The organism is Paucisalibacillus globulus DSM 18846 (assembly GCF_000482485.1).
Classification (GTDB): Bacteria; Bacillota; Bacilli; order Bacillales; family Amphibacillaceae; genus Ornithinibacillus; species Ornithinibacillus globulus.
In genome coordinates, this window is the sequence record NZ_KI519435.1 from 135,715 (window position 1) to 149,052 (window position 13,338).

Below are 13,338 nucleotides of genomic sequence, written 5' to 3' on the forward strand. Positions count from 1 at the left end.
CCGGGGATTTGGCTGATATTTCGGGGGTTTGGCTGATAGTACGGGAGTTTGGCTGATAATCTGTGAGTTTGGCTGATATTTCAGGGGTTTGGCTGATAACCCAGGAGTTTGGCCGATATTCTGGGAGTTTGGCTGATATTTCAGGAGTTCGGCTGATAGTCCGGGAGTTTGGCTGATATTTCGCAAATTCGGCTGATATTCCGAAATCTCGGCTGATATCCCGAAATCATGGCTAATATTCTATAGTTCTATACCACTAACTCAACTCTATAAATATATCATGCTCACAAGTCCCTCTCCAATAATAAAAACGCCCCCACCCAAAAAGTGAGAGCGTCACATATTATCTTAGTTTCCCAGCAATCTTCTCCAGCATATCCTTTGTTATACTATCGATATCATATTTAGCCTTATAACCCCATTCTGCTTCTGCAGCAGATGAATCTATACTGTTTGGCCAGCTATCGGCAATTTTTTGCCTTACTGGGTCAACATCGAATGAAATATCAAAATCTGGGATGTAGCTTTGAATTGCTTTTGCAAAATCCATTGGTTCTGCTGATATTGCAGAAATGTTAAATGCATTACGATGTACTAGCTTCGATGGATCTGCTTCCATTAATTGAACAATTGCCTCTAATGCATCTGGCATATACATCATATCCATATAGGTTCCTTCTGCAATATAGGAAGTATAGGATTTTTGTCTGATTGCTTCATAATAAATTTCCACTGCATAATCCGTTGTTCCCCCGCCTGGAGGTGCCACATACGAGATTAATCCAGGAAAACGAACACCACGTGTATCGACCCCAAAGCGTTCATAGTAGTAATCGCAAAGTAATTCACCAGCTACTTTATTTACCCCATACATGGTTGTTGGACGTTGCAGTGTATCCTGTGGTGTTTGGACTTTTGGTGTAGATGGTCCAAAGGCTCCAATAGAACTAGGGGTAAAGAACTGCAAATTAAGTTCACGGGCTGCTTCTAATGTGTTTACAAGGCCCCCCATATTGATATCCCATGCTGTTTTAGGCATTTTTTCCGCGGTTGCAGAAAGAAGTGCAGCTAAATGCATGATGGTATCCACTTGATAATTCTTTGCAATTTCAAAAATCCGCTTTTCATCGGTTACATCCAATATCTCAAATGGTCCTTCTTCTACTTCACCTTCTACTGCACGAATGTCAGTTGCAATAATGTTATCATTACCATATACACTTCTTAACTTTGTAATTAGCTCGGAACCAATTTGTCCACGAGCTCCTGTAACAAGTATTTTCTTCATGGTTTTCCCCTCTATTTAAACAGTCTAAATTAATCCCATTTCCTTACCGACTTTACCATAAGCAGCAATTGCTTGGTCTAACATTTCCTTTGTGTGAGCTGCTGTAGGCATATTACGCACACGGCCAGTGCCTTTTGGAACCGTTGGGAATACGATAGACTTAGCATAGACGCCTTCATCAAATAATCGCTTACTAAATTCTTGTGCAGCTTTCTCTTCTCCAATAATACATGGTGTAATTGGTGTTTCACTCTCACCAATATTAAAGCCTAATTTCTTTAACCCGGCTTTTAAGTACTTACCATTTTCCCATAATTTATCATGTAATTCCGTGCTTTCCATTAGGATCTCTACTGCTTTTCTACTTGCAATTGCGTCAGCAGGTGAAACAGCCGTTGAGAAAAGGAATGGACGTGAACGAACTTTCAGCCAATCAATTAGATTCGCTTTACCAGCAACATAGCCACCGATTACACCAATTGCTTTGGAAAGTGTACCCATTTGAAAATCTACTTTATCTTGCAATCCAAAATGTTTTACTGTTCCAGCACCTTTTCCAAGTACACCCGAACCGTGTGCATCATCCACATAAGTGATTAAATCAAATTCCTCTGCGATTTCTACAATTTCAGGAAGTTTAGCTACATCGCCATCCATAGAAAATACACCATCAGTGATAACCATAATTTTATTATACTGACCTGATTCAACTGCTTCTTTCGCCTTCTTACGTAAATCTTCCATATCTGAATGACCAAATCGGATAATCTTCGCTCTGGATAAACGACATCCGTCTATAATAGATGCATGATTTAATTCATCCGATAGAATAGCATCATTTTTATCCATAACAGCTGAAATTGCCGCCATATTACAGTTAAAACCAGATTGGTACGAAATAACCGCTTCTGTTCCTTTGAATTCAGTTAATTTCTTTTCAAGCTCAATATGTAAATCAAGTGTGCCATTGATTGTACGTACTGCACCTGCACCAACCCCGTGTGATTCAACAGCTTCTTTTGCAACTTTTTTCAAACGCTCGTCTGTAGCAAGTCCTAAGTAATTGTTAGAGGAAAGGTTAATTACGTTTTTTCCACGAATATTAATAACTGGCCCATTCGCACCTTGAACTGGATCAATCTCATTATATAATCCATTTGCTTTCAAATCGGCAAGATTTTCATTTAAAAAGTTATCCAATGTTTTACTACTCATCATTAAATCCTCCTAATTTATAGAGTTATAACGTTGTAAGCGTTACCATGTTGCTTACCATACTAAGTTTATCATAATCTACTTTAAATGTTTAGGCTAACAAACAGGTCCTCTTTTCCTGTTGTAATCTAAATACAAATATTACCTCATATTTTTTTGAGATTCTCATTGAATAGATAAGGTACTATCTATTATACTAGCTTTTAGGGACATATCAATTTGGAGGAAGGCAGCTATGAGAAAGCTTTTAATTGTATTGTTTGTAATGATTATCTTAGGTTTTGGGGTAGTAGGAGTAAATCAACAATTAAATGAACCTGAAGGGGTCATTAAGCCCGCTAATTCTAATACCATTAGTATACAGTCTTAATATTAATCGTACGCTATCTAACAAATTTAAAAGGAAGCATCCATCAAGAATGCTTCCTTTTTTTAACAATATTATTCTATAATTGTTACTTTCACTTCTCTTACGCCCCAATTAAATGCTTCTTCTTTAGTTGGTACATGAATATCGATTCTATTTCCTTTTATCGCACTTCCTATATCACCTGCGATTGCGTAACCGTAGCCTTCAACATAAACTTTTGATCCTAGAGGAATGACAGTTGGATCTACCGCAATTACTTTTGCATTACGGTCCTCATTTAAATTTATTCCTGTATAGGTTATTCCAGAACACCCATCACATTCTGCAGTATATGCTGTAGCAGTAACTGTAAGGGTCTTCCCTTCAGGTTGTTCTTCTTTTTCTTGTTGTACTTCTTTTGTCATGGTACTTGACTTAACCTCTGTTGGTTGAATTGACTTTGCCGCAGCTACCACCTTATGTTCTTCTGCTTCTTGAATTAATAGTTCTTGTCCAACTAATATTAAATCAGATGTCAATTCGTTCAACTCTTTGATTTCATCAATCGTTACACCATGTTTTTTTGAAATACCATAAAGCGTATCTCCTTTTTCTACTAGATACTTTTTATAGACCGCTAGTTTTTGTTTTGGATAAATTATATTTGTCTGTAAGTCGTTTAATTCAGAAATTGAATCTACGGTTGTGTTATGTTCCATTGCAATTCCCCAAAGGGTATCACCTTCTAGTACTTCATGCTCCAGTTCTAATGCTGATGCATTTGTTGTTGGGGCTAGAAGTACAATTCCTGTAGCAATTGCAGCTACCATCTTTTTCATAGTAGTCCCTCCTTAAATTCCGGACAAGCCTAATCGTAACATAGTTTAATAGGCTATACCGTTACAAGACTTTTATAAGTCTGTTACAAGGATTGCCAAAACTACTATGATTTATTACATAATTAATAGATTTGATACAAAAGTAGGAGAAATTTATTAGATTCATAGAATAACGTATTATAAATACTTCTATTGTATCAAGCCTTTACTCTCCGTGAATTTTATTTTTTTGTTCTTTGGTAGGCACAAAAAAAGGAAGCACTTGGCTTCCTTTTTTAAAATTCTTATTATTCAACAACTGGCTCTTCTTGTGTTACCGCAATGTCATAGCGACGTAAATCAGACGCTGGGTCCATTGAGTAGTTAATAACACGGTTGTTAACACCTACTAATACAGAACGGTATAGTGTAGGGAACATTGGAATGTTATCAACCATATGTTGTTGCCAGTCACTGTAAACTTGTTTACGATATTCTAAATCAAATGCAGCTTCAGAGTTACCATCAATGTGCAATTTCTCTAATTCTTCACTTGCGTAACGAGTGTAGTTAGCAAATGATGTAAGTCCATGGATACCTGCAGGGTTTACATCTGTACCAGTTCCCCAAGCTCCTTGGTAAATATCGATGTCTGGATCGTCACCTTCAACACGATCATAGAAAGTGTTAAATTCTTGTAGACGACCATCTAAAAGCTGAACTTTAATTCCTACTTCTCCCCATGCTTGGATGTAGTAGTTTGCTAATGGTTCAGCAGTGTCTCCGCCTTCCATAGAAGCAAAGTTAATTACTAACTCTTCACCTTCTGGAGTCTCACGGAATCCATCACCATCTTTATCTTCATAACCAGCTTCATCTAAAATACGTTTTGCTTCTTCTGGATCATATGTTGGTGTTTCGATAGTAGAGTCATGGAAGTTTTCAAAGAACGGAATAAGTAATGTTGTTCCACTCCAACGGAAGCCATTATAGAATCGCTCACCAACAGCGTCATTGTCTACCGCATGCCACATAGCTTTACGTAGGTTTACATCAGCCATTTTAGCATCTGGATCCAATACGTTTTCGCCTTTATCTGCATCCCATTTACCTAATTTAAATCCGATATAAGTATACGCAGCATCAACCATACCTAACCATTCAACATTGGACATGTCCGCAGCATCAACAAATTGGTCAGTTGGGAAGCTATCAACCATATCTACTTCACCAGTTTCAAGTGCATTAATTACTGTACTTGGGCCAATAATTTTAGCTGTTACTTTATCTAATTTTGGTTCTCCACGCCAGTAGTCTTCATTCTTAACATATGTTACAGACTCACCAGGCACAATGCTTTCTACTTTATATGGTCCCATACCGATTGGTGTTTCACGAACCCATTTTGATTCAGGCATTTCTGCTACTGGAGTTTCTCCTAGTAAATGTTTCGGTAATGCATATGGCCAGATTCCACCAGCTAGCATCGATGGACCAGTAGTTTCATGCGTAATTTTCAAAGTTTTTTCGTCTACAATTTCAATACCAGAGATTGTATCTGCTTCTCCTGCATGGTATTCTTTCATACCTACAACATTTTCAAAATCAGAACCGTACCGAATACCTACATAATCAGGATGACCAATTACTTCATATGCAAATGCCCAGTCCGCAGCAGTTACAGGTTCTCCATCATGCCAGTTAACACCATCTTTAATCGTTAAAGTGAATGTTAATCCGTCTTCAGATACTTCGTATTCTGCAGCACCATCATTTGTATACGCATAGTTCACATCAGAATCAAATAACGGCTCATCAAACCAAGCAATGAACTCATAATCATAAGCATCTGAATAGAAGTTGTAGTTTAATGTACCAGCAAATGCTGAGCTAGCAACTACACCATAAGTAAGTTCTCCGCCTTCAATTGCTTCTCCTTCATTAGTCTTTGTCATAACAAAGTCTTCGATTGAGAATAGGCCATCTTCATTTGCAGGCTCTTCCTCATCTTCTTTTTCATCATCTTTTTCTGCTGGATCTTCAGTATTTTCTGAAGGCTCATCCTTAGGCTTATCAGCAGATTCGTTGTTACATGCAGCTAATACTAGAAGCATTGCCAGCATTAGTGCAAATAGCCATTTAAATTTCTTGCTCATCTAAATACCCTCCCTTTTTTTAAAACCCATGTGTTTTGTCGATTAATTCGACTATTTATACTCAACATTAATACCAATGTAGTATTAATGTAGGTAACTAATTCATCCGTTTCTTCAAGCCTCACCTCCCCGAAGAGCAAGAATTCACTTAGCTATTACATATAGAAGGCCTTTTGGCTTTCAATCTTAACCTCTTCTCTGTCTTGCATCTGTAGCTCTTCTAAGTGCTGTACCAACATTATTAACAGCTAACATTAATAACAGAATCATGACTGATGCAGGTACCCAAATCCACCATCTATATTCAAGTGTTTGTGGGTTTGTCGCGTAACTTAGAAGTGTTCCTAAACTTGGTGTGCTTTCTGGAAATCCGAATCCTAAGAAAGAAAGACCAGATTCTAATCCAATATTAGCAGCTAAGTTTAGTGTCATTGTTACAATGACAAGTGAACTAATATTTGGTAAGACATGTTTAAAAATAATTTTTATATTTGATGTTCCAAGCGTTTTCGCCGCGTGGATATAATCTAACTCTTTCTCTTGTAATGCTCTAGATCTAATTAGCCTTGCAATCCCCATCCAGAGGAAGGCTGTCATGATGAGTGAAAATGTCCATACACTGTACTTTGGTACAATGGCAACAAAAACAATTACAATCATCATAAATGGCAAGACATTAAAGAAATCAAGAACACGCATCATGATATTGTCAATATGTCCACCAAAGAATCCTGCCACTAATCCAAATACAACACCAATAAAACCAGTCATTACGGTTACTAATATTGCGATAGATAAAGAGTTTCTAGTACCTATAATTAGCTGCCCAAAGATATCACGGCCACCATAATCGGTACCTAATATATATTCCTCCCCAGGGGCTTCGTATATAGCGAATAAATCGACCTTTACAATTTCTTCTTGATCAAGTACTATCGCTGTTCCATATACAAAAGCCGATATTCCCACTAAGAATATGAGAGAAAGTAATGCTAATTTGTCTCGAACTATTTCCCTCCACACTACACTAAATCCTGATGGAGTCTTTGTTACTGTTTTTGACTGCAATTCTACATTCGCTGAGTTTGCTTCCATTTCGTTCACCTCACTATATACCAATTATTTAATGCGAATTCGTGGGTCAATTATACTTAAAATGATATCCGATAGTAATGCACCTAATATGGAAGCAATACCAAATAGTAGCGTAGTCCCAACTACAACACTATAATCCCGTTGACTAATTGATTCTAATAGTAATTGCCCCATCCCTGGATATCCAAAGATATTTTCTATAAAGATGGATCCCCCGATTAGCAATGTAATTTCGTATCCAAAAAATGCTGCAATTGGTAAAAGTGAGTTTCTAAATATATGTCGGTTATAAACTCTTGATTCAGATGCACCTTTTGAACGGGCCATAAGAATAAAGTCTTTTTGCTTCGTATCAACAATTTCATTTCTTAAATATTGAATTGTACTATAGGTAGAGATAAGGGCCATTGATAAGGCCGGTAATAACAAATGATAAAGTTTACTCATTACGTACTCAAACGTACCAGGTACCGATCCAGGTGCAACACTTCCACTAGTCGGGAACCATTGAAGATGGAAACCAAATAACCACAGCATGACTAGTGCAAAGATAAATAACGGCGTTGCAAATCCAACATAGGAATATCCGGTAATTAGCTGATCTCTTAACGTATCATTGAATCTTCCGCTTGTAATTCCGAGTGGAATAGCAATCAAATAGGTAAGAATCAATGTAGCGAGTGATAGCCAAAATGAGTTTACAATTCTTTGTCCCATTAATTCTGTTACCGGCATCTTAAATCGGAAGGAAGTTCCCAAATCCCCTTTTAATAAATCACCAACCCAGCTAGCATATTGCACATGCCACGGATCATAAAATCCCAATTGATTACGAAGTTCTTCAATTCGCTCCGGATCCACGTTAGGATCAATCATCCCCGATAATGCATCCCCTGGCATCATTTTTGCAAGAACAAATAATAAAACACTTAGAACAAAAAGTTGCGGAATCATTATTAAAATACGACGCAAACTAAATTTCCACATAATATCAACCTTTCTCCGGTAAAGCCACTAGATGAGTTTCAGATATCGGTTTTAGACTATAAGCCAAACCTTCCTCATTAAAGTAATCATTATAAGCTTGTTCGTACTCTGTATTGACTTCAGCTCGGAATTTTTTCATTTCTTCACGTTTTCTTGGATCAATATCAGGAATTGCTGCAACTAGTCGCTTTGTATAGATATGTTGTGGATTTTCAAAAATTTCCGTTGCGGTTCCTTCTTCAACAAATCTTCCTTTGTACATGATTCCAATCTGGTCACACATATGTTTAATAACACCTAAATCGTGACTAATGAACATGTAGGTTAAATCTAATTCCTTTTGAATTTCATTCATAAAGTTCAATACTTGTGCTTGGACGGACACATCCAAAGCCGAAACTGGTTCATCTGCAATAATCAGTTTGGGTTTCAATGCAACTGCTCTTGCAACACCAATACGTTGACGTTGTCCCCCAGAGAATTCATGTGGATACTTAAGAATACTTTCCGGACTTAGCCCAACCAATTCTAACAATTCTTGTACCCTTACACGTTCTTCTTTTCTTGATAGGTTTTCGAAATTCCTTAAAGGTTCGGCAACAATATCCAGTACCCGTTTTTTGGGATTTAATGATGAGTAAGGGTCTTGGAAAATCATTTGAATATCTTTACGAATATCTGATTTTGCTTTTCTTACTCCCGTAATTTCCTTATCTTCAAAAAATACGTTTCCGCCTGTAATATGATTTAATCCAATGATTGCTCTACCAGTAGTAGATTTACCAGAACCCGATTCACCAACTAGCCCATATGTCTTTCCTTTTTCTAATGAGAAAGAAACACCGTCAACTGCTTTAACATGATCTACTGTTCTTCCAAAGATACCTCCCTTAATTGGAAAGTGAACTTTTAAATCTTCTACTTTAAGAAACCCCATGATGCTCTTCCTCCTTGCTTTCTTCCGGGAAATGAAAATGCTTATAACAAGAACAGCGAACATAATGCCCCGGTTTTACCTCATGCATTTCTGGATGTTCCTCGTGAGCTTCCCCATCAATCCATGGCATTCTTGGAGCAAATCTGCATCCTATACGTGGTAGATTTTGCAGTGAAGGAACAATTCCTTGAATAACATGCAGCCTATCTTGTGCCTCTTTAGCATTTGGTACTGAATTAAATAATGATCTAGTATATGGGTGTAACGGTTCTTCAAATAAAGTAGTTACATCTGCAATTTCAACAATTTGGCCTGCATACATTACCGCTACCCTATCGGCCATCTCAGCCACAACACCTAAATCATGGGTAATTAGTACAATACCTGAGTCCATATCTTCTTTTAAATCCTTAATCAAATCTAAGATTTGAGACTGAATGGTTACGTCCAATGCAGTTGTTGGTTCATCAGCAATTAATAATTCTGGTTCATTAGCAATAGCTGTTGCAATAACAACCCTCTGTCGCATACCACCAGATAATTCATGTGGGAATTGCTCATAAACATACTCTGGACGAGGAATTCCTACCTTATTTAATAATTTAATCACTTTCTCTTTTCGCTGTGTTTTGGAAAGTTCTTTGTTGTGAAGTAGCAACGCTTCACCTATCTGATCACCAATTTCCATTAGTGGATTAAGTGCAGTTAATGGATCTTGAAATATCATCCCCATATTTTTCCCACGTAGTTTATTCAACTTAGAAGGCGAAATACCTACAATATTTTCCCCTTTGAAAGAGATGTTCCCCTCCATTTTTGCTCGAGTATGAAGTCCCATAATAGAGAAAGCTAACGCACTTTTACCACATCCAGATTCTCCAACTATGGCTAAAACCTCATTTTTGTTTACAGTAAGAGAAACATCATCAACCGCCGCAAAGTAATCATCCTTTATACGGAAAGATGTTTTCAGGTTTTTGATTTCCAATAACTTTTCTGCCAAATTAATCCCCCTAACTAAAAATTTCGAAAATTCTATGTAAAAAAATGCAATTTCTAGTAATAAAAGGTATATTCTCGTACCAAACTACTAGATTTTATGTTATTAATACGTCTACCCTTCTCATTTTATTTAAATTTTCTATTAATTTTCCTTTGAAACTATATTACTATTTTTATGTTTTTTCCATATTCCGTAATGTAATTGTAATATAAATTTGATTTTTTTAAAGTATATAATATTTTCAGAGTTTTAACAAGCTTTTTTTACAATTTATTATAACTGTTTTGACAATTCATTTAATGGCGAATTACAAAGAATATCACCATTGCTTATTTAATAGAGTTATACCGGATAAATAATTTGTAAAAAACACAGTGGAATTATGTCGAATCTTGTATGTTAGTAGAAGTATTTATTATTAAAACAGTAAATGAGTAAGTTTGTAAGAAGATAATGATTAATATCAAAAAAAAAAGGAAGCCAGTCGGCTTCCTTTTCAAATAATTTATTCAGCGACAACCGGTGCTTCTTGAGTTACACCAATGTCATAGCGACGTAAATCAGACGCTGGATCCATTGAGTAGTTAATTACACGATTGTTAACTCCAACTAATACAGAACGGTATAGTGTTGGGAACAATGGAATGTTGTCAGCCATATGTTGTTGCCAGTCACTGTAAACTTGTTTACGATAATCTAAATCAAATGCTTCATTAGAGTTACCATCTAAGTGTAACTGATCTAATTCTTCATTTGTATAACGAGTATAGTTTGCAAATGAGTTAAGTCCATGAATTCCTTCAGGGTTTACATCTGTTCCAGTACCCCATGCTCCTTGGTAAATATCAAATGCAGAATCATCCGCTTCTAAACGGTCATAGAATGAGTTAAATTCAAGTAGACGACCATCTACAAGTTCCACTTTAAGTCCTACATCTCCCCAAGCTTGGATGTAGTAATTTGCTAATGGTTCAGCAGTGTCTCCACCTTCCATAGAAGCAAAGTTAATTACTAACTCTTCACCTTCTGGAGTCTCACGGAATCCATCACCATCTTTATCTTCATAACCAGCTTCATCTAAAATACGTTTTGCTTCTTCTGGATCATATGTTGGTGTTTCGATAGATGAATCATGGAACTCAGAGAAGAATGGAATAATTAAGGTTGTTCCACTCCAACGGAATCCATTATAGAATCGCTCACCGATTGCATCGTTGTCAACCGCGTGCCACATAGCTTTACGTAGGTTTACATCAGCCATTTTAGCATCTGGATCTAATACGTTTTCGCCTTTATCTGCATCCCATTTACCTAATTTAAATCCAATGTACGTATAAGCATTATCAATCATACCTAACCATTCAACATTAGACATGTCCGCAGCATCAACGAATTGGTCAGTTGGGAAGCTATCAACCATATCTACTTCACCAGTTTCAAGTGCATTAATTACTGTACTTGGGCTAATAATTTTTGCAGTAACTTTATCTAATTGTGGTTCTCCACGCCAGTAGTCTTCATTCTTAACATAAGTTACAGACTCACCTGGAACGATGCTTTCTACTTTATAAGGTCCCATACCGATTGGCGTTTCACGAACCCATTTAGATTCAGGCATTTCTGCTACTGGAGTTTCTCCAAGTAAGTGTTTTGGTAATGCATATGGCCAGATACCACCAGCTAGCATCGATGGACCTGTTGTTTTATGCGTAATTTTCAATGTTTTTTCGTCTACAATTTCAATACCAGAGATTGTATCTGCTTCTCCTGCGTGGTATTCTGCCATACCCACAACATTTTCAAAGTCGGAACCATAACGAATACCTACATAGTCTGGGTGACCGATTACTTCATATGCAAATGCCCAGTCTTCAGCAGTTACAGGCTCTCCATCGTGCCAATTAACACCATCTTTAATCGTTAAAGTGAATGTTAATCCGTCTTCAGACACCTCGTATTCTGCAGCACCATCATTTGTATACGTATAGTTTATATCTGAATCAAATAACGGCTCATCAAACCAAGCAATGAACTCATAGTCATAAGCGTCTGAATAGAAGTTGTAGTTTAACGTACCAGCAAATGCTGAGCTAGCAACTACACCATAAGTAAGTTCTCCGCCTTCAATTGCTTCTCCTTCATTTGTCTTAGTCATACTGAAATCTTCAATACTGAAGATGCCATCTTTATTTCCTTCAGCAGTTTTTTCACTTTTCTTATCCTCTGTACCCTTATCAGAAGAATCTGAATCACTATCGCCACCACAAGCAGCTAGTGCAAGAAGTAAAACCAGCATAAGAGCTAAAAGCCATTTGCTTGTCTTTTTCATCTTTGTTGCCTCCCTATTTTTGTTATTCTTTTTCTTGGTCATTCCTTTTTATACGCGACCAAGCTATATACATTTGAATATTAAATTAATGTTTAGTAGCAATAATCTGATTTTTTAACGTAGGGGAGTAGGACTCCCCGTTCTTATATGATTAGAAAAACTCGCATTCGCTCGTCCTTTTGCGAATGTGTTAGCTTTACTATACGTGCGGAAAGTTTTTTATACTTTCCTAACTACTAAAATTATCCTCTTCTTTGTCTTGCATCTGTTGCACGTTTTAATGCTTGTCCAACATTATTTACGGATAGCATAAGAAGCAGAATCATGATTGATGCAGGAACCCAGATCCACCATCTATATTCAAGCGTTTGCGGGTTGGTTGCATAACTTAATAGTGTACCTAAGCTTGGTGTACTTTCTGGGAAACCAAATCCCAAGAAAGAAAGTCCAGATTCAAGTCCAATATTCGCCGCTAAGTTAAGTGTCATCGTAACAATGATTAGCGAGCTACAGTTAGGTAATAATTGTGTAAAGATTATCTTAAAGTTAGAGCTTCCAAGCGTTTTAGAAGCTTGTATATAGTCAAGTTCTTTCTCCTGTAACGCCTTAGACCTTATTAAACGGGCTATCCCCATCCATAGAAATGCAGTCATGATAAGCGAGAATGTCACTACCGTATACTTCGGCACAATTGCTACAAAAGCGATAACAATCATTGTGAATGGTAAGATTAAGAAGAAATCTAAGATACGCATCATGATATTATCAATATGCCCACCGAAGTAACCTGAAATCAATCCATATGCAATTCCTATGACACCAGTCATTAATGTTACTAATATTGCAATCGACAGAGAGTTTCTTGTTCCAATAATTAATTGTCCAAAGATATCACGACCACCGTAGTCGGTTCCTAATATAAATCCTTCGCCAGGTGGTTGATAGATGGAGAACAAGTCTACTCTAACAATTTCATCTTGGTCTAAGAAAAGTGCTATTCCGTATACAAATGCAATGATTAAAACAAGAAAAATTAATGATATTAACGCAAGTTTATCTCGAACTATTTCGCGCCATATTATATTAAAACCTGAAGGGCTTTTTATTGGTTGATTTGACTTCACTTCTACTGCTTTGTTTTCCATTTATTTCACCTCACTC

11 protein-coding genes are annotated in these 13,338 nt (G+C 36.9%); 1 reads left to right on the plus strand and 10 read right to left on the minus strand.

Annotated features, from left to right (window positions below):
- Positions 1 to 343: 343 nt before the first annotated feature.
- Positions 344 to 1,288, minus strand: coding sequence for an L-threonine 3-dehydrogenase (locus tag K332_RS0112815; protein WP_026907807.1), 945 nt, complete (start codon positions 1,286 to 1,288; stop codon positions 344 to 346).
- A 24-nt stretch (positions 1,289 to 1,312) separates the two neighbouring features.
- Positions 1,313 to 2,503: a glycine C-acetyltransferase gene (locus K332_RS0112820; protein ID WP_026907808.1), complete on the minus strand. Its 1,191-nt coding sequence runs from the start codon at positions 2,501 to 2,503 to the stop codon at positions 1,313 to 1,315.
- Positions 2,504 to 2,738: 235 nt separating this feature from the next.
- Between K332_RS0112820 and K332_RS24720 the strand changes: the two genes are divergently transcribed.
- Positions 2,739 to 2,873 carry a hypothetical protein gene (locus K332_RS24720; protein ID WP_281170928.1) on the plus strand — a complete coding sequence of 45 codons (135 nt, stop codon included), beginning with the start codon at positions 2,739 to 2,741 and terminating at the stop codon, positions 2,871 to 2,873.
- Positions 2,874 to 2,944: 71 nt separating this feature from the next.
- Here the strand turns inward: K332_RS24720 and K332_RS0112830 are convergent, their stop codons facing one another.
- The 8 genes from K332_RS0112830 to K332_RS0112870 form a co-directional block, all read right to left on the minus strand.
- A complete protein-coding gene (locus tag K332_RS0112830) occupies positions 2,945 to 3,691 on the minus strand; it encodes a 3D domain-containing protein (RefSeq protein ID WP_026907809.1) in 747 nt (248 codons plus the stop codon).
- A 287-nt stretch (positions 3,692 to 3,978) separates the two neighbouring features.
- On the minus strand, positions 3,979 to 5,826 hold the full coding sequence (locus K332_RS0112840; protein WP_026907810.1) for an oligopeptide ABC transporter substrate-binding protein: 1,848 nt from the start codon (positions 5,824 to 5,826) through the stop codon (positions 3,979 to 3,981).
- Positions 5,827 to 6,012: 186 nt separating this feature from the next.
- Entirely contained in the window at positions 6,013 to 6,921 is a 909-nt protein-coding gene (locus K332_RS0112845; protein ID WP_026907811.1) for an ABC transporter permease, read from the minus strand.
- Between the two features lie 24 nt (positions 6,922 to 6,945).
- On the minus strand, positions 6,946 to 7,908 hold the full coding sequence (gene opp4B, locus K332_RS0112850) for an oligopeptide ABC transporter permease (protein WP_026907812.1): 963 nt from the start codon (positions 7,906 to 7,908) through the stop codon (positions 6,946 to 6,948).
- A 4-nt stretch (positions 7,909 to 7,912) separates the two neighbouring features.
- Entirely contained in the window at positions 7,913 to 8,845 is a 933-nt protein-coding gene (locus K332_RS0112855) for an ABC transporter ATP-binding protein (RefSeq protein ID WP_026907813.1), read from the minus strand.
- Positions 8,832 to 9,848: an ABC transporter ATP-binding protein gene (locus K332_RS0112860; protein ID WP_026907814.1), complete on the minus strand. Its 1,017-nt coding sequence runs from the start codon at positions 9,846 to 9,848 to the stop codon at positions 8,832 to 8,834. The genes K332_RS0112855 and K332_RS0112860 overlap by 14 nt, the downstream gene beginning before the upstream one ends.
- A gap of 505 nt (positions 9,849 to 10,353) precedes the next feature.
- On the minus strand, positions 10,354 to 12,177 hold the full coding sequence (locus tag K332_RS0112865) for an oligopeptide ABC transporter substrate-binding protein (protein ID WP_026907815.1): 1,824 nt from the start codon (positions 12,175 to 12,177) through the stop codon (positions 10,354 to 10,356).
- A gap of 242 nt (positions 12,178 to 12,419) precedes the next feature.
- A complete protein-coding gene (locus K332_RS0112870; RefSeq protein ID WP_026907816.1) occupies positions 12,420 to 13,322 on the minus strand; it encodes an ABC transporter permease in 903 nt (300 codons plus the stop codon).
- Positions 13,323 to 13,338: the final 16 nt, after the last annotated feature.

Coding starts and splice junctions, on each gene's coding strand:
- K332_RS0112865 (WP_026907815.1), bottom strand. CDS start 12,177: ATGAAAAAGACAAGCAAATGGCTTTTAGCTCTTATGCTGGTTTTACTT.
- K332_RS24720 (WP_281170928.1), top strand. CDS start 2,739: ATGAGAAAGCTTTTAATTGTATTGTTTGTAATGATTATCTTAGGTTTT.
- K332_RS0112855 (WP_026907813.1), bottom strand. CDS start 8,845: ATGGGGTTTCTTAAAGTAGAAGATTTAAAAGTTCACTTTCCAATTAAG.
- K332_RS0112815 (WP_026907807.1), bottom strand. CDS start 1,288: ATGAAGAAAATACTTGTTACAGGAGCTCGTGGACAAATTGGTTCCGAG.
- K332_RS0112870 (WP_026907816.1), bottom strand. CDS start 13,322: ATGGAAAACAAAGCAGTAGAAGTGAAGTCAAATCAACCAATAAAAAGC.
- K332_RS0112830 (WP_026907809.1), bottom strand. CDS start 3,691: ATGAAAAAGATGGTAGCTGCAATTGCTACAGGAATTGTACTTCTAGCC.
- opp4B (WP_026907812.1), bottom strand. CDS start 7,908: ATGTGGAAATTTAGTTTGCGTCGTATTTTAATAATGATTCCGCAACTT.
- K332_RS0112840 (WP_026907810.1), bottom strand. CDS start 5,826: ATGAGCAAGAAATTTAAATGGCTATTTGCACTAATGCTGGCAATGCTT.
- K332_RS0112845 (WP_026907811.1), bottom strand. CDS start 6,921: ATGGAAGCAAACTCAGCGAATGTAGAATTGCAGTCAAAAACAGTAACA.
- K332_RS0112820 (WP_026907808.1), bottom strand. CDS start 2,503: ATGAGTAGTAAAACATTGGATAACTTTTTAAATGAAAATCTTGCCGAT.